Origin of the sequence: Algoriphagus marincola DSM 16067 (genome assembly GCF_000429405.1) — a bacterium.
In the GTDB taxonomy this organism is placed as follows: domain Bacteria; phylum Bacteroidota; class Bacteroidia; order Cytophagales; family Cyclobacteriaceae; genus Algoriphagus; species Algoriphagus marincola.
On sequence record NZ_AUBU01000002.1, the window covers coordinates 327,298 to 349,720 of the forward strand.

Here is a 22,423-nt window from a genome sequence, read left to right on the forward strand (position 1 = left end):
TCACTTTCACTGTTACAAATATACTGCAAAGATGATTTAAAACCCAAATAAATGTATTTGAAATACATAAAAAATAATTTCAAATTAAAAACCGTGTTTTTTGGATTTCTCAAATAAATAAGTAGGATTATAAAAAATAAAAATAATTAACCAATAATTTAATAAAAATTGTATTTTACTAATATTAAATTTACTCGAAAAAAATTTATTTTTTATCTATAAAATCAGGGCTCTTTTAAAAGAAATTTTAACTCATCAGAAAGAATTCTATTTAAATGATAAATTTTTAAGAATCAATGCCTAAAAAGAAAATATTGATTCATGGTAAACTCCTTTATTTTGATGGAATTCATATTGAATTCAAACAAGAAATACTGTAATTAGTAATCAGCTAAGGCAATCGAAAACTGCGGCAGGAAAGGGTGTTTTCGGACTTTTTTTTGCTCTTGTCTGTGAGTCTTTTGAGAGAATTTTTACAAGACAGATTTCTAAACTTTACTACTTCAATTGAATGGGAAATTTGCAAGCTTTAGCTAAAAATTGTGAAGTCAAAAAATCGATACTTCTACTTTTACCAGGAGTTTTGAGGAGTTGAATTTCTCTTTTTGAAGTCAGATCAAAAGTACTCCAAAACCAAGGTGGTCCCAGGGACCAGACTCGGGATTCCCAACCAAGCTCGAACTGAAGTTTGACGGGGTGTTTTATTTCTAATTAGTAGGGAAGACCGATCGAATTGCATTATTGCTGGAAGTCTTTCATAAGCTTTGGATGATGAAAGTTCATCCGTTTGATCATTCAAAAAGTAAATAGGAAATTTAATTTGAACACCTTTTTCATCTCGAAGGTCGATCAAAAATTGGCTGTTTTCCAAGCTTCTCATTTGGATCCAGGTGAGTGGAATTAGTGTCCCGTCTTCAGCAATCAAAGCAAAGTCTACCTTTTCAGATTCCGAAATTCCCGAAGAAGAGGAAGTTCCAGAATTCCCTCCTTTTGTGCTAGTTGCAGAAGGAGTCTTAGAGCTCAGGCCTACCCCGGCTGGGAGTTCAATACTGATTCGGACAGGTTGACTTTGAGTGAATCCTTTTTGTAAAGAACCAAGGCCAATGCCCAAGACTAAGAAGAATACCTTAATCGCCACCTGATACATATACATTAATTAACACTTCACCGATATAATTTCCTGCACTAACCTGTCCGATCGGGCCTAAAGTGCCATAAACAAACAGGTAGACTGTTGATTTTGGTCGCGCATTTCCATACAATTCTGGGTTTGGAGGAAGGGGTACACCTCTTCTTCCTGCATGAACCGGAAAAGTCACGCTTGTGAAACCCAAGGGTACATCCATCGATGATCCGAGGGCGGCAATTTCATTGGGTAGTCCCTGATTGCTGTATGACATTTGTAAGGCGAAAGGGATAGTTCCATTTTCCGGATCGCCTTCTTTAGCCAGAAAGTTAGGGGCCTGAAGTTCTACAGTAATATCAAATTCAGAAGGTGCTTCAATTTCAAAAATGGCAACTTGTGGGTCATTTTTAGCTATTGCGATAGCGGGTGTGTTTGCTAGAAGAACCTGCTGCTTTTCATTGAATCTCAAGGAAGAAATCACCGATCCAATTGACCGAATGCTTACGTCCTCACTTCCAGTCCAAGTTGAGAAATTGATCCGCTGAGCAATCGCCTCGCTGATCACTAGATTCGATAAAAGTAAAAGCCCAATCAAAATTGCAATCTTCTTCATCACATGTATTCAAATTCTATGACAAATTCTGATACATAATTCCCCTGAGTAGCTTGGGAAATATCCAGTTCCGCTCCAAGCCATATAAATACCTCCCCCATCGGGCCAATAGTGACATCAGCATTTCCTTGAGTCAGCAAAAAGCTGGCTGATTGATTATCTTCTGGAGCAGCACTCATAGAATATACTGCCTGGACTACTCCAATTCCTTCATTTTGCTCCACTAAAGTTTCTCTTGGGGTAAAATTGATCTGAACACGGGCATTTGGACTTCCCAAAATCTTAAAAAGTCCAGCATAGGTGCTCGTGATCGGATTTACCGTAATGGTATTTCCAACTATAGGAGGACTCACCAAATCCATATCCCGAATCGTGATCATCTGAAGATTTTCCATCACCACGGCTGTAGCCTTGATGGAAAAAGAGGACGATTGAGCATAAGTTTGCAGCGCAAAAAACCCAAAAAGCATAATCAGGAATAATTTTTTTGACATTGAGTTATAATTTAATTGCTTTTTGGACCATCAATTGATTACTCGTTTGAAGATGAATTAGATACACTCCTTTTGGTAATTGAACTGCATTTGGCATCCATTCCAAAGTGTGAATTCCGGCTGGGTAAAGTTGCTTTTCGAAACTTCCGACTTCTCTCCCCTGCATATCGTAAATTTTGACTTCAGCAGCATCCTCTACCGGAAGATAAAATTTGATCATCGTACGGTCAACAAAAGGATTAGGGTAGGGGCTGTAGAGTTTTGGTATTTCGGGACGATACTCTGGATTGGCTCCATCGCCTGTGTAGCCGATAATGATCGTAAATGGACGAGTGATTTGACCGCTTTTGGTTCTGAAATTCTGTCCTTCCCCGTCTTTGATCTCATGCGAAAATACCACTGCTTGTGGTTGTTTCATCTCCCCGTCCTCTGTTCGAATCCGCATATTGGTAGAAGTGGGTGCCTCAAAGCTGAATTCATAAGATTGCAGCTCCCGCATGTCAATAGCAGTTTTGGAAATGTGGTCCATCATTACCACCTGTACATCAGAAGGCCAATCAAGCGGTAATTCCCAATTTAATGTGTAGCTCCCTGAGAAAGGCTGACCATTCTTGGCGGCTGCCACGTAAAGCGGGATTGATTTTTCGCCCTGCTCAGGCAAGCTTAAATGATTAATAACCAATGGGTCTAAGTGATCGGGAGATCCTAAAGAGTAGAGGTTGAGCCAGGTGCTGTTGAGAGATTCCAGCTGGAATGCATCCCAAGGGTCTAAGCCATCTTCTCCTTGATCGGAAATTCTCAGACTGGCATTCGCTTTTAATTCCTCTCCCTGAATCGAAAGATTGATTTTAGAGGTAGTGGTGGTAGGTACTTCATTCATAACTCTTCCATAGAACATACTTGAAGCAAAGGACTTGGCTTCGTTGGAAAGTGTCAGGCTTGGGTTTTCTTGGCTTGCCCTTACCCAAAAAGCCTGATAAGGAGCTATTAGCCGATTTGCCTCTGGGGTATCTTCCGTCACTTCTCTAAAATCTCCCTGGCCATTGTTGAAATTCTGATCCCAGATGTAGATGGTTTCATCGATTCCAGATTTAGTCCAGCCGCTTTCTTTGAAAAAGTCAATAAAACTGGCTGTTGGATTGGCAAGTAAATTGAAGCCTTCCACGGCGCTTTCCACTTGCGTGTAGGTCCCTGACTCTACATTGCCTTTGAAATCTTCATTGCGTGGAGTGTAGGTCACTCCAAAATCAAATCCACCATTGTTCAAATTCACCTCAGACCCCAAAGCGGATAAGGTTATGGGGAGATTATCGGTGTAATTGCCAGATGAAGCCTTGGAACCTCCGTCAAAGACATACACATAGTGGCCTCTTCCATTCGGAACTTGCTCACTTATATTGGAAGGTTGTCTCCATCCTTGCAGGGTAGTGCCACCATCTGTTTCGTCCCACCAAAGTACATTGGGCTGAAGGCTAGGGTTGGAGCTTCCTGTAAAGCCTTGGCTTTCCAGCCCAGTCAAGAAATTGAGGTAAGTTGCTCCGTTTACAGGAGAACCTAGCATTCTCCATCCTTTCACCCCAGTCAAAAGTTGCTGTACTTCGATAGTAGGGGCACTGATTCCTAGATTACTGTATTTAGCTCCTGGTTTTAATACAATTCGGGAATTCTGATTGGTAGTCAGATTGGACAGCAGATCAGCTGTGAAAGACACCCCTTCTTTGACCAGAACTTGGGAAGAGCCATTTAGGGTCATCCCCAAGTCCACTATCAGAGATTGTTCGAGTTCTAATGAACCTGAATTCATGACTAAATCCAATGTAACTTCTAAAGGTCTATCCAGTGTGACTACCGAGCTATTGTCAATCATCAGAGAGTTGACCACTGATGGTAAGCCGCTTCCTATCGATTGGGCTTCGGACCCATTGTACATGTAATTAGCTTCATTGCTGAAAGTACGGGTTCCAGTATTTTGAATTGCTCCATTATTTCCTGAAAGACTTATTCCATCTGGATGTGCAATAGCTAAGGTTGCCCCTTTGTTAATCGTTACATTTCCAGCTCCATTTACAGTGCCTTCGGCTGGGAGACTAAGGATTCCTTCATTCCCTACAGTCAGCGTTGAGCCTGAGTTTAAGCTTAAGGATTTTCCGGAGGCTAGACTCAGTTCACCTTTTCCGTTTATGCTGACTGAACCTGAGATAGAAAGATTGTCTGAGACATTGACCTTGGTGTTTTCTCCTGAAATCATCACCATGGAGTTTGTCCCAGGTTTGGAGTTGATCTTTGCAAATTGTCCATTCGAGAACTGCTGCTCCCAGGTATTTTCATCCTCCCAGTTGCCGGAGCTTACCGCACGGAATTGGTTGACAGGCTTCGGGTAAGTGATAATGATTTTGCCTGAGCCTCCATTACCGCCTTGATTTGAGCCAAATCCAGAACTGACTGAACCTCCTCCACCTCCTCCAGGGGAGTTTCCATCATTTCCATTTCCACTCGATTGCGCAGATCCGCCGCTTCCGCCATCTCCACCCCCATTTCCTCCAAAATTATTATTTCCATTACCCCCATTTCCTCCAGGAGTACTTCCTTCTCCACTTCCTCCATTTCCACCGTTGCCATTAAATGTTCCAAAAACACCAGCAGCTCCTTGGCCACCTATTCCTCCATTGGCACTCATTAGCTCGGTGCCTCCGGTTTCTATACTAGAAAAACCACCATTTTGACCATCAGTATTAGCGCCTCCTATACCACCCACACCAACATTGATGCTAAGTGTTTGTCCCGGAGAGACTGAAATGGTGGCTGAAGAGTAGGCTCCGCCTCCGCCTCCGCCACCTCTACCAGTGCCGAAAAATGCACCAGATCCGCCTCCGCCTCCACCGCCGCCCCAAGCTTCGACCATAATGCTGTTCACACCCGGAGGCACAGTCCAAGTGGTACTGGTATTGAATTCTTGTATTGCATCTTCGGTGCCAAGGGCTGTAAATGTCAGAGAAGTGAAACCTGAAGAGCTTGCAGTTAGTGTATTTTGGCCAGGAGACTCACCCAAAATCCAAGAAGTCAAGGAGGCTATCCCTGCCAAATTCGTAGAAACTGCCGTGGTTGGTTCAATATTGCCTCCACCAGAAGTGACGGAAAAACTTACCGAAACCCCTGAAATTGGATTCCCAAAAATATCCTGAACCCTAACTGCTGGAGGAGTGGTGACCGCCAATCCTGTGGGAGCCACCTGTTGGATTCCCGCATAGCGAGTGAATAATGCAGCAGGTCCTACCGAGATAGCAAATTGCCCACTGGAGGTAGATGTTAATCCCTCGGATTCTGCCAAAATCACCTTATCATTTCCCACCAAGTCAATGTTTAATCCCGAAAAAGTCGCCAAACCATTGACTGCCTGAAGTTCGATTTCCCCGCGTAGCTCTCCAGATCCTGATTCCAAACTTAAAGAAACAAGGACTGAAGCACTTTCTACCCGGTTCCCATCTGCATCCAGAATTTCAATAATCGGCTGTTGAGCAAAAGGTTGTCCCGCTTCTGTCGTACTGCCTGAGGGGTCTTGGACAAAGACCAGTTGGGTCGGAATGGCATCCACCGTAGTGATTTCTGGGGAGGTTCCGAATAGTCCTCCTGATCCGGAAGCAGTAATTTGAGTTGTAACTCCTACTGAATTAGCGACAGTAAATTCTATGGTGGCAATTCCATCTCCGTCTGTAGTGGATGTGGAAGATGAGAATGTGCCAGAGTTTCCATTCAATTCGGACCAGGAAACTAATCTTCCCGCTTCTGATACAGAATTCCCATTGACATCTGCTAATTGAGCTGTGATAGTAATCGAGCTGCCTTTTTTTGGATTTTGAGAAGAAACGGTGACTAGGTATTGAGTTGGGTTTGACTGGATTTCAAAGAATATTCCCGAGACAAAATCAATGGTGTAATTGCCACTGGAACTGCTTAGGCTTCCCTGCCTGATTTCATATAAGCCAGCAGATTCACCTGCATCCCGTGAGAGGTTGCCCGAGAGAATGGAGGGATCATCAGCAAAGGCAAACCCAGATGCTTGATAGCTGAAAGAGCTAGGGTCTGCCTCACCTAAAAGTTTGAATTGGCCTGCATCAGGGGTTATGGTAAGATTTTTAGGAGTGATGGACAAATTTGCTCCTGTGAAGGCTATGGTATAACCTGGAGCAGCAAGACTTCCTTGATTGATGGCGTAGGTACCTACGTCTTGACCATTAGCTCTAGATAAAGAGCCAGTAATAATACTTGCATTGTCATTCCCTTGAAAACCAGATACCGAATAAGTCAAGGTTGGGTCGGATTGCCCATAAACCTTGGTGATTGGATTAGCTGTGACTGTTAAGACCCTTGACTGGATTTCAAAGAATATTCCCGAGACAAAATCAATGGTGTAATTGCCACTTGAACTGCTTAGACTGCCCTGCCTGATTTCATAGAAGCCGGCAGATTCACCTGCATCCCGTGAGAGGTTGCCCAATAGAATGGAGGAATTATCAGCGTAGGCAAACCCAGAGGCTTGATAGCTGAAAGAGCTAGGGTCTGCCTCACCTAAAAGTTTGAATTGGCCTGCATCAGGGGTTATGGTAAGATTCTTAGGAGTGATGGAGAAATTTGCTCCTGTAAATTCTATCGAGTAATCCGGTGCTGCTAAGCTACCCTGATTGATGCTGTAAGTCCCCACATTGTTGCCGGCTGTCCGAGATAAGGTGCCGGTAAGGATACTGGAATTATCACTGCCTTGAAATCCAGATACGGTGTAGGTTAATTCAGGGTCGGACTGCCCATAAACTTTAGTAATGGGATTGGCTGTGACCGTTAAGACTTTCTCTACAGCCTTTCCCCTGATGGCGATGGTAAAAGCGTGAGGGCTATTGAAGGTTCCAGATGTGGAAAATTCACCAGGGTTTTCTGTTCTATTTGTAGAATTTTTAGTTGCGGAAGAAACTCGAACTCTTGAGGTGTTATTATTATTTGGGTTAGCAATGCTAATTAAATCTGAAAATCCATTTGGAGCTCCGGAGACACTGTTGTTACTAATTCGGTTGGTGATCGCTGCTAGAAACAAGGTAGGGCTAGCCGACCAAGAAGTGGTCAAAGAAGGTGGATCGGTAGTGTTGTCATCTTCGACAACTGCCTCGGGAGTACCTTCCCAATTCGATATCCGGTAGGTAATTGCAGCAAGTCGTCCATCATCGTTTAACCTGATATTTTGGCTGGTCCCTTCGTTACCATTAGCCTCTCGATAGATGACATATGATCGACCATTACTGTTTCTTGTACTTAATTGACTCCATCCAGAGGGAATACTGATTGACCTACTATGTTGTGGTCTCAAAATCATCAAAAGCAAATCCCCATTTTGGATTCCATTTGGTAAGTCTACATCATGATTATCCGGTCTCGAATTATTCTGAAATGTAGCGGTGGATTCGATTACCGGGAACTGAGCCTTTACCTCTGAAATATTGCTAAAATATCCTATGCAGGCCAAAAGCCAACATAGCCCCACGACTTTCATTTGAGCTGAAAACCTCGAAAGAATATTTTTGGAAATTCTAGAGATCATAGGTTTTTTTCAAGGGTAAATTCGTGTTTAGTACTTTGGACAAAATTGTACAAATTCAGTTTAGGGCTACCGGGAAGAGATGGGTGTCTAATCGTGCGCAAATATGCATGCTAATATTTGAAACGCAAAAAAATGTATTTCAAAATATTATTAATGGTTTTGAAATTCAAAAAAGTGTCTTTTCATTCAAAAATATTTAAAGTTTAAAAAGTTATAAATTCTTTCTTTCTTTAATTGAAAATTGACTTATTCTAATATTTGATTAGGTTTTTATAGGGTTATAAGTTTCTCTAAATTTTTTATGATTTTCTATTTTATCTCAAGCAAAAAAAGTGAGAAGAGTTGAATGCCTTGAATGGAACTTAATCCGGAAGCATCTTGCTTTACTCTCCCACCGTCTAGGGACAAACAACAAAGAAGATATTCCCAAAGGCTTATTTGAGTACCAATATTTGGATATTTTATCTTCAACCATTTGATTATCGGTAGATCTATGCTGGAAGGAAATTGGCATTCTTGTTGACCTGAATCTGATGATGAATAAATCTATACTCCCGCTCCTTTTACTTCTGATTTTTGGATTTCCCAGGGATAGCAGGGCTCAGGGAGCGGATTCTGTACAGATTCAGACAGGATGGGCGAGTTTTTATGGCAAGCGCTTTCATTTGCGGAAAACCGCCAACGGGGAGATCTTTCATGTGGACAGTCTGACGGCTGCGCATAAGTATCTTCCATTTGGTACCCGGGTGAAGGTCACCCGATTGGATACCGGTGATATGGTATGGGTGCGAATCAATGACCGCCTACCAAAAACCTCCAGAAGGATCATTGATTTGTCAAGGCATGCAGCCTCCCAACTTCAAATGCTCGATGATGGAATCACTCAGGTCAAACTTGAAGTAACTTCGATAGACGCCATGAATGAATTGTATGATCAATTCGAAGGGGAAGCGCCCGGTACACTCCGGATTCGGTATTTTGAGGAGGCTGTAGTATTTCGAAAAAGACCGGTTTCCTGGGCTTGGCCGATTTGGTAAGGGGTTGATTCTTTGAAAAATAGGATCGTTTTGAAACTAAAAATATTCAATCAATATAAATTGACTTTTTACTTCGGCTAAATAGGGTGTTTTCAAGCTCTTGGGGTATCATATAGCTTTCTTGAACGCGACTTAACTTTTTTGTATCAAACCCAATTCACCATTTTTAACAGTCTTTTTTTACATCAATTTTTGTTTCAATTCAATTAATTAGTTTATTAGGGTTCTAACGATTATTTAGATGAACTACAACCGCTATTTTGTGCTTATCTTTTTGATGGGCTTGAGTTTTTCTTGCAAGGAAGACACCGAAAAGCAGGAAGAAATCCCTGCTGAATCTTTCAGAAATGAAGTGGCCGCCACGGAAGTCCGGGTGGCGAAGGCCGAAACCAAAAGCTTTGACTACCTGATCAATGCCACCGGGAAACTGGAGGCTGCCGCCCAAGTCAAGGCGGTCATTGAGCAACCGGGCTATCTCATCGAGCTACCTATCCGTGAAGGTCAGTCTGTCAGCAAAGGGCAGGTGATTGCGAAGCTCGACCCCACCGAAGCGGAGATCCGGCTTCAAAAAGCCCAAATCGCCCTTCAAAATGCGCAGGCATCCTTCGAAAATGACAAATTGGGTTTCTCCCGTGATTTTGCATCAGGGGATGAAGAGCGGAAGACATTTTTAGAACAACAGCTCAAAGCAAAGAATGGCGTCTTTCTCGCCGAAATCGAACTCAAAGAAGCCGAACTCAACCTCGAGCGCTGTGAAGTAAAAGCCCCAATCAGTGGGAAAGTGGCCGATCTCAAATTTAAAATGGGCAGTCTCATCAGTTCCAATGCTGAGCTTTGTGAAATCCTCAGCACCAATAATCTGGAGCTTCGGGTGAAAGTACTCGAATCAGATATCAGCCTGATCTCTATCAATCAAAAAGCGGAAGTTTATCCGGTTTCTAATACCCAAGAAGCTTTAGAAGGCAGAGTAATCGCGATCAATCCCAAAGTGGATGAAAATGGCCTAGTGGAAGTGGCCATCCGATTGACAAGTTCCAAAAATCTTTTGCCGGGTATGAATGCCCGGGCCATCATCCGCGCTCCGCAGTCCAATTCCTTGGTTGTTCCCAAAGATGCGGTGGTCTATCGCTCCGGCCGGGCGGTGGTCTTTACCATCGAGGACAATGAGTCCCGCTGGAATTATGTGGAAGTAGGAAAAGATAATGGGCAGGAAATCGAGATTTTGGATGGTATCAGCTCAGGCAGCACTGTCATCACCACCAACAACCTGCAACTTGCCCATCAAGCACCTGTTCAAATCGTAAGCGAATAAGTCATGGTAAGATTTTTACTCGCGCGGCCGATTGCTGTATTCATGACTTTTTCGGCCTTGATGGTCTTTTCATTCATTGTTTTGCGGATGTTGCCGATTTCACTTCTTCCGCCGATTGATGTGCCGCAGATCGTGGTCAAGGTCAATTATCCCAATGCTTCTCCGGAGGCTATCGAGCAAAATGTCCTCCGGAACATAAGAGAAGGCTTGATTACTCTCAATGGCTTGGAGGAAATGGACTCCAAAGCCGGCTCTGAAGTGGGTACCATCCGGCTTACCTTCGACTACTCCACGCAGATGGAACTGGCCTACATCGATGTCAATGAAAAGATCGACCGCATCACCAACTCACTTCCAGAAGGCCTGACCCGCCCGGAAGTGATCCGTATCAATACCTCAGATATCCCCGTAGCCCGTGTGCAGGTCATTCCCAAAGAGGGAGTGGATGAGATTGAGGTGAGCCTTTTGGCGGAGAATGTGCTGAAAAAGCGAATTGAACAACTACCCGGAGTTTCCTTGGTGGATATCAATGGGAAAAAAGAACGCATTATCACGGTCGAACCCAATGAGGCTGCTATCCGAGCTTTGGGAATGACACAACAAGACGTGATCAATGCAATTCAAGCAGGAAATTCTGAGCTCCCGGGAGTTTCTGTCAAGGATGGTCAGTTTCGCTACTACCTGCGACTAGCTACCCGGGTCGATACCCCGAGTGATATCGAGAGTCTTCCTGTCTCAGCTCCTTCGGGGGCAATTATCCCTTTGGGTAGGCTGGCTAAAGTGAGCTATCAGGCACAGGAAATGCTTGGCTATCACCTTTTCGGGGAAAATGAGGCTTTGGTGATCACCGTGCACAAGCAGGCAGCTGCCAAAATGAATGAGCTGATTCCAGAGCTGAAAGAAGCCTTGGAGCTCTTCAAGACCGATTATCCTCAGGTGGATTTCGAGCTGACCCAAGATCAATCCAACTTACTCAACGCAGCTATTTCCAATCTACAGACCTCTTTACTTTTCGGTGGACTTTTTGCCTTTGGAGTTCTATTCCTTTTCATGAAAGACTATCGACTTCCGATCATTATTGGGGTGAGTTTACCTTCCTCCTTATTGATTTCCTTTTTGGTCTTTTACTTCTTCGACATTTCCATCAATATCATTTCCCTTTCAGGTTTGGCATTGGGGATCGGAATGCTGATTGATAATTCCATCATTGTACTTGATAATATCACCCGAAAGCGTGAATCGGGGCTTTCGCTCTTCGAAGCCTGCGTGGCCGGTGTCAATGAAGTGATGAGTGCTTTGATCAGTTCGGTGCTGACGACACTTTCAGTATTTGTACCCTTGGTCTTTTTGAGTGGAATTTCCGGAGCTTTGTTTTTCGATCAGGCGGTGGCAGTGGCGGCGATTCTATCCGTTTCACTGGCAGTGGCCTTTATTCTTTTGCCCCTATTGTACTTTCTCTTTTTCAGCAGAAGCAAAAAGACCGAAGAGGGTGGAGAAGGTGCATTTTTTAGTAAAGTTCTGAAACTCTATGATCGAGGTTATGCGGCGGTTTTTGGAGGCAGAAGAATCGCTTTGGCCATTTTTGCCATTTTGATTCCCCTAGGTTTGGGCTTGAGTGTTTTACTGGATTCGGAGGGTTTGCCACAAATCGAAAAGTATGATGCCACGCTGGAAATCGACTGGAATGAACCGATATCAGCATCCGAAAACCGGGATCGGGTCATCGCTTTGATGCGCTCTTTGGGTGGTCGCTACGAAAAGGCAGAAGCGGATGTGGGAGTCCGTCAATTTCTTCTGTTCGATGGAGAAAACTCCATTCAGCAGTCCTTGCTTTATTTTCTTTTTTCCTCTACTGAAGCCAAAGAAGAGCGGCTGAAGGAGTTGGAAAGCTACTTGTCAGAAAACTACCCGACTGCCAACTTCCAACTAGGCGATGCACCAAACGCCTTCGATCAGCTTTTCAATTCCACACTACCTTACTATGAAGTGCGCTGGAAAGACCTGACATCAAAAGAGCCGATCGAGGAGCGGAAAATGGATCCTTGGCTCAGTCAATTCCCCGTATCAGACTGGGAGCGTGGTCCGGGCTTGCAAAAAGAAGCTTCGGTGGTTTTTACACTCCGAGCAGATCGCTTGGCCACTTATGGTATTGCAGTCGATCAGGTGCAGGAGCAGCTGTCCCGCTTGTTTGGTACCTACACCATCACCGATATCCGTCGATTTGGAGAGATTACTCCGATTCGTCTGAAAGAATCAGAAACTCGCTTTGAGGATCTGCTTCGAACCACGCAGTTGACTACTTCCGATTCGTCCTTTTATACCTTGGGTGAATTTGTAGACTTCCGCTATGAAGATCACTACAAATATGTGACTGCCGATAAAGGGGGAATCTACCAATCCGTCCTTGTTACAGCATCCAATCCCGATAGCTACAATTCGGAATTTATCCGATGGGGTGCCGATCGGAATCTCGGCGTCAGTATGGTGGGGCAATACTTCAAGGATCAGGAAAATATTCAGCAATTGATCGGGATTTTACTGATTTCTGTGCTCTTGCTATACTTCATTTTGGCTGCGCAATTCGAAAGCTTTATTCAGCCTTTGATTGTGGTTTTGACTTTGCCATTGGGTATTGCTGGGGCATTTTCGGTATTGCTCCTAGCCGGAGCCTCCCTAAATGTCATGTCTGCCATTGGCTTGGTAGTGATGCTGGGGATCATGGTGAATGATGCCATTTTGAAAATCGATACCATCAATCGACTTCGAAAGGAATACGTGGAAAGTCCGGAGATCGATCCGAAAGAGGCTTTGGAAATGGCTTTGCACCGAGCGGGTCAGATACGATTGAAGCCGATCTTGATGACTTCGATCACCACGATCTTGGCCTTGATTCCGATTATTTTCAGTTCGGGCTTGGGAGCGGATTTGCAGCGGCCTTTGGTATTTTCGGTGATTGGTGGTCTGACGATCGGTACACTGACAGCCTTGTATTTTGTTCCCTTGGCGTATTGGTTTTTTGTGTCAAAGAAAAAATTGAAGGAGGCGTAAGATGACACCATTTCGGGTTTTAGTTGCATTTGTTGTATTGGCCATTCTTGGAGTGGCGGTCATTCCCTTGCTTTCGGTTGATCTAAATCCTCGCGAAAAAGAACCCGTTTTGACCATTGCCTATGGGATTCCTAGAAGTTCGCCGGAGATTATCGAAAAACTGGCCACTTCGCCTCTGGAAGGTGCTTTCTCCCAACTTTCGGAGCTAAAAAATATCACTTCCATTTCCAACTATGACCGAGGTCAAATTACGCTAAGATTTGATAAGAAAGCTGATATGGAATTGAAGCGCTTTGAAGTGCTTTCGCTCATTCGGCAGATCTATCCACAATTAGACTCCAGACTCAGCTATCCCACGGTATCTCAAAGCGATCAAGCCCGAACCGATGAGAAGACCCCGATTCTGACCTACTCCGTCAATGGACCCTTTGCGGCTTTTGAGATCAAAAAGATTGCCGAGGATATTATCAAGCCGGCATTGACACGTTTTGAGGAAGTGGAGGAAGTGTCGGTCCGGGGAGCTACGGACTTACAATTGTACATCACTTTTGACATTCAAAAGCTACAAGCTTATGGTCTGAGTCGCGGTCAGCTGAACACCCAGATCAATCAGGCATTCGGGCGGATTTTTCCTGGCTCGGTGCTGAACAATGAGGGCAAGACCCTTTTCGTCAGAGTGGATCGCTCGCTTCGGGACATGGATCAATTGGAGAATCTGCGGGTTGCCCAAGTACAGGGCAAGGATGTGCTGCTCCGGGACGTGGCTAAATTGACCTTGGAAGAAGCTGAGCCCTCATCCTACTACCGAATCAACGGAAATAATTCAGTGACCCTGACCATCTTCAATCGAGATGGAGTCAATAAGGTCTTGCTCGCGCAAAATCTTAAGGCAGCTGTGGAAAACACAAAAGTCCTTCTTCCGGCAGGATTTGAAGTTCGCTTGGAGCGGGATGATACGGAGTTTCTCGACAAGGAGCTCGATAAAATCTACAAGCGCTCTGGGCTTTCTATCCTGATTTTGATTGTGTTCATCTTTTTGATCAATCGCAATCTGAAATACCTATCGGTTCTTTTCTTAGGTATTTTGGTCAATCTCAGCCTTTGTGCGATTGTGCTCTATTTCCTCAAGGTAGATATTCATCTCTACTCCTTGGCCGGTTTGACAATTAGTTTTGGATTGATCGTGGACAATGCCATCATCATGATCGATCACCTGCACAAGCATAGAAACAGACGGGTGTTTTTGGCCTTGCTGGCAGCCTCGCTGACGACGATCGCGGCATTAATGATTGTCTTTTTCCTTCCTGAGGAAGACCAAAAGAATTTGACGGAGTTTTCCATCGTCGTTTCTGTGATGTTGGGGATTTCATTGTTGATTGCACTCTTTTTTACTCCGGCATTTTACGAAGTGCTTTTCAAAGAGTCCTCTCAAAAGGGGCGGAAGCTTAGTATCCCGCAACTTCGAAAGCGGGCGAAATACTTGAATCGATTTGAGCGGACGGTGTCCTGGACGGCTCGCTATCGCAAAGCATTTATCACACTGATCATTTTGCTTTTTGGCATTCCGATTTTCTATCTTCCTGCGAAGTGGGATGATCAAGAGTGGTACAATAAAACCGTCGGAAACACCTTTTATCAGGAGGAAATAAGACCCTACGTGGACAAGGCCTTGGGTGGTTCTTTGCGGATGTTTGTGAGGGGAGTTTTTGAGAAAAGCTCCTATCGTGAAGCCGCGAAGACCCGATTGTATGTCTCTGCACGACTGCCTTTTGGGAATACTCTGGATCAGATGGACTTCATCATGAGGGAGTTTGAAGCCTATCTGAAAGATGTGGAGGGGATTGATAAGTTTGTGACTTATGTAATGTCCGGTCAGCGTGCCCAAATTGAGATAACATTTAAAGAGGCTTATGAAAATTCTGCTTTGCCCTATCAACTCAAAGGAAAACTCTCCGTCAAATCCACGGATTGGAGCGGTGCCCAATGGAATATCTATGGAGTAGGACAGGGATTTTATACCGGAGCAGGAGGGGAAGGAATACCCTCTTTTCGGGTGACGATGAAGGGATACAATTTCGATGAATTGGAACGGCAGGCGGAGATTTTGGCAGAAAAACTCTTGAAGCATAAGCGGATTCAGGAGGTCAATACCAATGAGAGACTGGGTTGGGGTGAGCAGAAAACTGAGGAATACGTACTTCGTCTGGATCAGAATCAAATCGCCCTAGGGCAGACCAATCAATTCCAGTTGATTAATACCATGCTGGACCTAAGTAAACCGCAAGGACCTACCGGTTCGCTGACACTGGAGGAGAAAAACTACGGGATGGTCATCCGGGAAGCTAAATCCAATGATTTCAGCAAGTTTGATTTGGAGCAAAAAGGGCTGGTTGGTGGTTCTGAGCGGATTTATAAGATTTCCGATTATGGAACGCTTACCAAGGAAACTACAACCAATGCGCTCAATAAGGAAGATCGACAATACATCCGAGCAGTGGCTTTTGAGTACATGGGGTCCGCCAAATTTGGCAATGAATACTTGGATGAAGTACTCGATGAGATGAAACAAATCATGCCGATCGGCTATACAGCTGAAAAGCGAACCTGGTCTTTCAGCTATGAAAAAGCAAAGAGACAGTATTCTTTGCTGGCCTTTTTGATTGTGGGGATTTTTATGATTTGTGCAGTGCTTTTTGAGAATCTAAAGCAGCCTGTGTACATCATTGCCATCATTCCGATCAGCTTTATCGGGCTCTTTTTGATCTTTTCGCTTTTTGATTTCTACTTCGATCAGGGAGGCTATGCGGCCTTTGTCATGCTGGGAGGCTTGGCTGTGAATGCCGGGATCTTTATTGTCAATGACCTGAACAACCGAACTACAGGAGCCTATAATCGAAACGTGCTGAAATCCGTAGCAGGAAAAGCCATTCCGATTTTGCTCACGATTTTGTCTACCTGCTTTGGTTTGATCCCCTTTATCATGGAAGGTCAAAATGAGATTTTTTGGTTCTCATTGGCGATCGGTACGATTGGGGGACTGGTTTTCAGTATGCTGGGAGTGTTTTGGGCTCTGCCGGTTTTCCTATGGAAAAAGGAGAAAGTTGCGCTAACCAATAAGGTTCAAGTCAAGGAGAAAAAGGTCAAGAAAAAGCGGAATTGGAAGTTTTGGAAGAGGGACAAAAAAAACTGATCCTGCTACTCGAATACTATCACTCAAATCCAGTTTAATTCAAGAATTATGAAATGGTCCAAATTTTTATACCTAAGTGTTTTGATGGGCTTTTTGGCATGTACCTCTTCTGAAGAGGACTCAAATCGAGCAATAACCATTCAGCTTGATAAAATTCCTATCCAAGAAAATAAATTACTAATCGATCGGGCGATTTTACTGGGATCAGATAGTCTGGATCTATTGGGAAGTGAACTTAGAGCTGAATTTTCCGAGCATGGGTTTTTTGTTTCCAATTACAATGGACCAAAGGCGATTCATCACTTTTCAATGGAAGGAGAGCATCTCGGACGAATAGTGGAAGTGGGAGAGGCTCCAGGTCAGGTTTTACGCTTTGAAGAGTTTCGGATTCTTGAAGATACACTGATTGTAAATACTGGAAAGGGGGATCACATCGATTTGAATTTCTTTCATATTCCTGAACATCGCCTAGTCAAAACCATTGAAACAGAAGCTTCTGCTTTTTCTTTTTATCCCAATGAAGATGGGAGTTTTTGGTTGTATTCAGGGCTGAACAAAGCTGTAGGAGATTATCGGCTACAGCGTATCGATCAGAAAGGTAAAATTATTGAAAAGCGCCTGTTTAATGACTTCAGTGATGCCTTAATTCCCTTTACCGAAAAGTCATTTTTTGATGGGGGAGAAAGACTTTTGTTTCGTGAGCCGCTATTTCCCGAGATATATGAAGTACAGGGAGATTCTTTGAAACTAGTCTATAAGATGGACTTTGGGACTTATTCCATTCCTGATGAAATCTGGGAGATTGAAGATCCATTTAAGCTCTTTGAGCAATTGAATAAAAACGGTTTTGCTGATTCTTATTCAATTTTCGAAAACGAGAAATATTTTCTGATAGATATAGTTTTACAACGTGAAAGGGACTATCGAAAGGAGCTTTTAATCATTGATCGCTTGAGCGGTGATAAACGAAAAATAGAAATTACCCAAGATCAATTTCCGGAATACTATTCCCCTTTTGCTTTGGTTGGAAGCCATGTACTATTCATTGCTTATGCACCAGCTTTGATTCAGCGCTTGGACGAGTTGAATGCCACGGAGAAAGTTCTAGAGCAGCTAAAAGTATTGGAAGAAGATTCTAATCCGGTGATTTTATATGGTAGGTTGGAGAAATAGTATTCTATTGGCCTTAATTATTTTGGTCGTAGGCTTGGTTTTTTGGGTAAACAATATGGAAGCTCAAGGAAATACAGGTAAGGTCATTCAGCATTGCTTGGATTGCAAACGCTTGTCTTTAGATACCCTTTTAAGTCATACGCCTTTGGCTGAAGACCATGATTACCAAGTTGTAATTTATACTCGGAATCTAACTTGGGAACTGGCCACTTTTAACCTAAACTGGGAATTGCTTGTTGAGAAATTTCCCGAAATCAACTTCATTTTTTATTATGGTGGTCAAAGCGAGGAAAAATTGATAAACTGGATGACGGAAAATGATTTTTCTTTCCCAGTAATTTTCGACCCAGAGGATTCCTTTCGAAAAAAAAACTTAGAGGGAGACTTGACCGGAATCGTCCTTAATGTTCAGGAAGGAAAAGTTGTCAGTTTATTGAATCCTAGTTTTGGGGAGGAGTATAATAGTTTTTTAGAGAAGTGGGTGGATTGATTTAATGAAATACATCATAGTGAATCAGTCCTACTGAAAAAGTCATGTATTGAAGCGGACTGCGTCTGAAATTATAATCAAAAACACCTTCATCGGGTAGGTAGCGGACATCTCCCCGCTGAAGGAAGCGAACCGAATTTCCATCTTGGATGGTAGCCCGAAGCTCCAGTCGCAGAAACTCATCCAAAGGAATCTGAATCCCGCCTCCTAGGCGGTAGGCCAAGGCCCAATCTCCATAATCCTGCCCACTTTCTATACTTTCTTCCGAGAGGAGTGTTTCCCTGATTTTATATCGGGTGTATAAGTAATTTGCTCCAAACTGAGCCTCAACAAAAGGAGTGATTTTACTGTTTACCACCGGCAAATAGCGAATGACAGCCATTCCAGTCGCTAGGTTGTTATTACGTCTTAATCGGAGCTCATCATTAAAACCCTGGAACAGATCGGTCCTTCGTTCCAGGTTTGATCCGTAGATTCCATAGCCTAGTTCTAGTCCGAGTTGTAGGGGAGCAGATTGGAATTCATACAAAAAGATCCCCGAAATGGTGGGAAAAAAGAGGGAACCGGTTTCTTCCTTAAGTTTTCCGACAGGAACAGATCCGTTGAAGTATCCCCCGGCTAGGAAGAATTGAGCGTGGGATGATTGAAATAAACCAAAAAAGGAAATTACCAGAATGAGTTTTTTCACAGGAACTTTTTCCTGTTTATACGAAAAATCTCATTCTGGTTTTAGGGAAGCTCATTTTTTCTCTTAGTGCCTTTTCGGTAGAATGGAATTTGCAAGCCGAAGTAGGCGTCGGTACTTCTTGAATTTTTGGAAAGCAAATTGGTAAGAATGGAGCCCGAACCGATAATCACTGGACCTAGACGAAGCCCAAGACCCCAGGAAATTCCTCCTTCAAATTGCCTATAGCTCAAAGGACTGTAAACGCTGATCCAGCCCGATTCGAAACGCGGTGTCAGACTGACCGAATTGATGACTTGGCTTACGGGCAACTCTCCATGTTCTTTGATTGATAAAGATCCGTGGGCAGAAACATAGAATTTATTCGTAATCGAATAGTCCACAAAAGCCTGAAGGGAGGTAGGCATACCCAATCTCGCGCTGCCTGTCTGACTGGTCCCGGGGTAATTTTCCTCTAATACCTCACTTATATTTCCATTCTCAAATTCGGCTGCCGAGATCGTATTATTCATGTTGTATTGAAACTGGGTAAATCTGGAATAATTGATCGAGCCAATATCCAGTACTGACAGGCCTGCCCTCAGTTTGTAGCCATCGGTATAAGAATTTTCTGAATCGTTTTTCATCTCTAAAATCAAACCTAAGTCCATCCCAAAGCCCGAACTGAATCCTCCAAAATCTATCTCTCCATTATCAAAACCTTCAGAATATCCATAATTCAAATTTCCTCGGGTAGTCAAGGTATTGGTAGCCTCAATAAAAAGACCTCCCAAAACTTGGCTCGATCCGACTAGACCGGCTGCTCCTCCCAAGTATTTCAGTGTTGCCGCACCTTTCAGATTTATTTTGTCATTGTTGATGAATTGTCTCCCGTAGGTAGCTCCAATTTCTGCCCAAACATGGGTGATTCCGTTCAGATCTTCCATTTCTACGGCATATCCATTTTCATCCTCAGTTTCTCCGGTGGTGATCGTCTCGAAAAACTCTCCTCCGATATTGTTGAGATTGAAAAAGCCTCTGACTCTTGTTGATAAAGCTACACTGTGCTTTTCACTCAAGTTGATCTGAAAGGAAGGACCTAAAATATCCACATTACCGACGAAGTTATTGTCAGGTTTTGCATTGACAGTTAAGTTGTCGTCAAATTTAAAATCATCTGTCAAGTTGGAAAGATTCCCAAGGTCCACCCCCACATAATCATTCCCAAAGAAGGCACTTGTAGAAAAAAGGTTTAACTCAGACTTTAATCTTGGATTTACGACATTGGCTGGATTCAGGGTCAAGCCTCTGATGCCAGCTCGATTGTCTATTTGAGCACCGACAAAGGTTTGCGCGATTGATTGGTCGATTATTCCGAAAATGGTAATTAGAGCTCCTGTTAAAAAAATGGATTTGAAGGTTGTCATGATTGCAGTTTTAAATTGAAAAGTCGATTGTCTAATGAAAATAGCAATTCTAAGTTAGGGATCAAAAACTTATCAATTGCTGAATTTTTTCTTTGAATCTTCCTTGGGGTAAAAATTGATTTTCCAGACTTGGCGCAAAAGGTACCGGCGTATCCAGACTTCCTTCCCGCATCACAGGTGCATCCAGGTATTCGAAGCAAAACTCCGAAATCCAGGCACAGATTTCAGCTCCGATTCCTCCGGTCAAACAGTCTTCCTGAAGGAAGATCACTTTTCCGGTCTTTTTCACCGATTCTCGGACGGATTCTTTATCCCAAGGTAGTAGGGTTCGCAAATCCAAAATATCAGCCGAAACGTCTAACTCTTCCATAGTTTTTTTGGCCCAATGAACCCCCATTCCATAGGTAATAACGGATAAATCATTACCCTCAGTGACCAATTTGGCTTTGCCTATCTCAATCGTGTAATAGTCATCCGGAATCTCTGCGCTCAAAGAGCGATAGAGCGCTTTGTGTTCAAAGTACAAATAAGGATTTGGATCCTCAATGGCCGCATTCAACAGTCCTTTCGCATCGTAGGGATTGGAGGGATAGACGATTTTCAAGCCAGGAGTGTGAAAAAACCAAGCCTCATTGGATTGGGAGTGGAAAGGTCCTGCTGCTACTCCTGCACCCGTTGGCATGCGGATGACCACATCGGCATTTTGTCCCCAACGGTAGTGGATTTTTGCCAGATTATTGACAATCTGGTTGAAACCTACGGAAACAAAATCAGCGAACTGCATCTCGACCATGGCTTTGTAGCCTTTGACCGAAAGTCCCAAGCCTGCACCAATGATCGCGCTTTCGCAAAGCGGAGTATTTCGTACCCGATCTGCTCCGAAATCCTTGACAAATCCATCGGTGATTTTAAAAACTCCACCGTATTCTCCTATATCCTGTCCCATTAGGACAAGATTTGGGTATTTTTCCATAGATTGCCTAAGCCCGTCACTGATAGCGTCAACAAATCGCTTCTCGCTGCTTTTATCAGAACTGGGCTTGATCAGCTTTTGCTCATAAGGTGCATAGACATCTGCCATTTCTTCGGCTATATCTGGAGAAATTGACTCCTCCGCAAAAGCAATTTCCCAAGCCTCTGTAATTGCTTTTCGGACTTTATGATTGATTAGCTCCTTATTTTTCTCATCAAGCACCCCGATGCTTTCTAGATACAATTCATAATTCTCTACAGGATCCAATTTGGACCACTCCTCCATCAGTTGCTTCGGAACATACTTCGTCCCGGAGGCTTCCTCATGGCCTCGCATCCGAAAAGTGATGGCTTCTACAAGGACGGGGCGGGGATTTTTTCGGATATCCTTCGCCAGTTCACTGATCGTCTGATAGACATCGAGGACATTGTTTCCTTCGACTCGGACTGTTTCCATGCCGTAGCCAGGCCCCTTGTCCGTGAAATTTTTGAAAGCAAATTGTTCTTGATTGGGAGTGGAAAGGCCATAGCCATTGTGCTCAATCACAAAAATGACCGGAAGCTTCCAAACCGCTGCCACATTCAGGCCCTCGTGGAAATCACCTTCCGAACTCGCTCCATCGCCCGAAAATACCAAGGTCACTTTCTTTTCCTTTGAAAGTTTATGTGCTAGGGCAATTCCATCCGCAATGGCAAGTTGGGGTCCCAAATGGGAAATCATTCCCACGATGTGATGCTCTATTGACCCAAAATGAAAGGATCGATCCCGACCTTTGGTAAAGCCTGATTTCTTTCCCTGAAACTGTGCAAAAAGCTTAGCGAGTGGGACATTTCTTCCAGTGAAAATCCCCAAGTTCCGGTGCATGGGAAGGATAAACTCATCCTCCATCAATGCCTGCACAGCCCCTACAGAAACTGCCTCTTGCCCCCAACCGCTAAACCATTTGGAAATTCTGCCCTGTCGAAGGAGAATAAGCATTTTTTCCTCAATTCGTCTTGGAATGACAAGCGCTTCATAGAGTTCCAAAAGTTTGGCTTTGCTGAGTTTCTTCCGATCAAAATTCAGTTCCTTGCTGGGCGTTGTGGCTATTTCCATAGTGCTTGATTTACCCAACTAAGGTACAAGAAGGGCATAAAATCCCAAGTGATTTTCTATCGAAGATTTAGGAAAAAATAAACCCCGGACAAGCCGGGGCGAAAAATTTATGCAAGGAGTTAAAAAGTTTTTGCTGTACAGTTCAAAATTAGGCAAAAGCCTTTCCCTGTCCTTTCCCAAGGCGTTAAGCTTGTTTT

General features: G+C 43.6%; 13 protein-coding genes. 6 read left to right on the plus strand and 7 right to left on the minus strand.

What is annotated here, in order from left to right; all coding sequences use genetic code 11:
• Positions 1 to 616: 616 nt before the first annotated feature.
• Genes G457_RS0104535 through G457_RS22180 form a run of 4 tightly spaced genes read right to left on the minus strand, consistent with a single transcriptional unit; the run spans position 617 to position 7,817 of the window.
• Positions 617 to 1,153, minus strand: coding sequence for a hypothetical protein (locus tag G457_RS0104535; RefSeq protein ID WP_155847079.1), 537 nt, complete (start codon positions 1,151 to 1,153; stop codon positions 617 to 619).
• Positions 1,128 to 1,739: a hypothetical protein gene (locus G457_RS0104540; protein WP_035483130.1), complete on the minus strand. Its 612-nt coding sequence runs from the start codon at positions 1,737 to 1,739 to the stop codon at positions 1,128 to 1,130. Before G457_RS0104540 ends, G457_RS0104535 begins: the two co-directional genes overlap by 26 nt.
• A complete protein-coding gene (locus G457_RS0104545) occupies positions 1,739 to 2,233 on the minus strand; it encodes a hypothetical protein (RefSeq protein ID WP_035483132.1) in 495 nt (164 codons plus the stop codon). Before G457_RS0104545 ends, G457_RS0104540 begins: the two co-directional genes overlap by 1 nt.
• A 4-nt stretch (positions 2,234 to 2,237) precedes the next feature.
• Positions 2,238 to 7,817 (minus strand): MBG domain-containing protein, encoded by a 5,580-nt coding sequence (locus G457_RS22180; protein ID WP_051260702.1) that lies wholly within the window; start codon positions 7,815 to 7,817, stop codon positions 2,238 to 2,240.
• A 533-nt stretch (positions 7,818 to 8,350) separates the two neighbouring features.
• Between G457_RS22180 and G457_RS21035 the strand changes: the two genes are divergently transcribed.
• The 6 genes from G457_RS21035 (at position 8,351) to G457_RS0104585 (ending at position 18,067) form a co-directional block, all read left to right on the plus strand.
• Entirely contained in the window at positions 8,351 to 8,854 is a 504-nt protein-coding gene (locus G457_RS21035; RefSeq protein WP_155847080.1) for a septal ring lytic transglycosylase RlpA family protein, read from the plus strand.
• 241 nt (positions 8,855 to 9,095) lie between these two features.
• A complete protein-coding gene (locus G457_RS0104565) occupies positions 9,096 to 10,166 on the plus strand; it encodes an efflux RND transporter periplasmic adaptor subunit (RefSeq protein WP_026945409.1) in 1,071 nt (356 codons plus the stop codon).
• Between the two features lie 3 nt (positions 10,167 to 10,169).
• On the plus strand, positions 10,170 to 13,214 hold the full coding sequence (locus tag G457_RS0104570) for an efflux RND transporter permease subunit (protein ID WP_026945410.1): 3,045 nt from the start codon (positions 10,170 to 10,172) through the stop codon (positions 13,212 to 13,214).
• Between the two features lies 1 nt (position 13,215).
• The gene (locus tag G457_RS0104575; RefSeq protein WP_026945411.1) at positions 13,216 to 16,404 is read left to right on the plus strand and encodes an efflux RND transporter permease subunit; all 3,189 of its coding nucleotides are present in this window, start codon (positions 13,216 to 13,218) and stop codon (positions 16,402 to 16,404) included.
• Positions 16,405 to 16,452: 48 nt separating this feature from the next.
• The gene (locus G457_RS0104580; RefSeq protein WP_081701378.1) at positions 16,453 to 17,577 is read left to right on the plus strand and encodes a 6-bladed beta-propeller; all 1,125 of its coding nucleotides are present in this window, start codon (positions 16,453 to 16,455) and stop codon (positions 17,575 to 17,577) included.
• 7 nt (positions 17,578 to 17,584) lie between these two features.
• A complete protein-coding gene (locus G457_RS0104585; protein ID WP_155847081.1) occupies positions 17,585 to 18,067 on the plus strand; it encodes a hypothetical protein in 483 nt (160 codons plus the stop codon).
• A 1-nt stretch (position 18,068) separates the two neighbouring features.
• Here the strand turns inward: G457_RS0104585 and G457_RS0104590 are convergent, their stop codons facing one another.
• From G457_RS0104590 to G457_RS0104600, 3 genes are all read right to left on the minus strand, one after another.
• Positions 18,069 to 18,755, minus strand: coding sequence for a hypothetical protein (locus G457_RS0104590; RefSeq protein WP_026945414.1), 687 nt, complete (start codon positions 18,753 to 18,755; stop codon positions 18,069 to 18,071).
• A gap of 41 nt (positions 18,756 to 18,796) precedes the next feature.
• The gene (locus G457_RS21040; RefSeq protein ID WP_051260704.1) at positions 18,797 to 20,158 is read right to left on the minus strand and encodes a hypothetical protein; all 1,362 of its coding nucleotides are present in this window, start codon (positions 20,156 to 20,158) and stop codon (positions 18,797 to 18,799) included.
• Between the two features lie 61 nt (positions 20,159 to 20,219).
• A complete protein-coding gene (locus tag G457_RS0104600; protein ID WP_035483134.1) occupies positions 20,220 to 22,226 on the minus strand; it encodes an alpha-ketoacid dehydrogenase subunit alpha/beta in 2,007 nt (668 codons plus the stop codon).
• Positions 22,227 to 22,423: the final 197 nt, after the last annotated feature.

Coding starts and splice junctions, on each gene's coding strand:
- G457_RS0104535 (WP_155847079.1), bottom strand. CDS start 1,153: ATGTATATGTATCAGGTGGCGATTAAGGTATTCTTCTTAGTCTTGGGC.
- G457_RS0104540 (WP_035483130.1), bottom strand. CDS start 1,739: ATGAAGAAGATTGCAATTTTGATTGGGCTTTTACTTTTATCGAATCTA.
- G457_RS0104545 (WP_035483132.1), bottom strand. CDS start 2,233: ATGTCAAAAAAATTATTCCTGATTATGCTTTTTGGGTTTTTTGCGCTG.
- G457_RS22180 (WP_051260702.1), bottom strand. CDS start 7,817: ATGATCTCTAGAATTTCCAAAAATATTCTTTCGAGGTTTTCAGCTCAA.
- G457_RS21035 (WP_155847080.1), top strand. CDS start 8,351: ATGATGAATAAATCTATACTCCCGCTCCTTTTACTTCTGATTTTTGGA.
- G457_RS0104565 (WP_026945409.1), top strand. CDS start 9,096: ATGAACTACAACCGCTATTTTGTGCTTATCTTTTTGATGGGCTTGAGT.
- G457_RS0104570 (WP_026945410.1), top strand. CDS start 10,170: ATGGTAAGATTTTTACTCGCGCGGCCGATTGCTGTATTCATGACTTTT.
- G457_RS0104575 (WP_026945411.1), top strand. CDS start 13,216: ATGACACCATTTCGGGTTTTAGTTGCATTTGTTGTATTGGCCATTCTT.
- G457_RS0104580 (WP_081701378.1), top strand. CDS start 16,453: ATGAAATGGTCCAAATTTTTATACCTAAGTGTTTTGATGGGCTTTTTG.
- G457_RS21040 (WP_051260704.1), bottom strand. CDS start 20,158: ATGACAACCTTCAAATCCATTTTTTTAACAGGAGCTCTAATTACCATT.
- G457_RS0104600 (WP_035483134.1), bottom strand. CDS start 22,226: ATGGAAATAGCCACAACGCCCAGCAAGGAACTGAATTTTGATCGGAAG.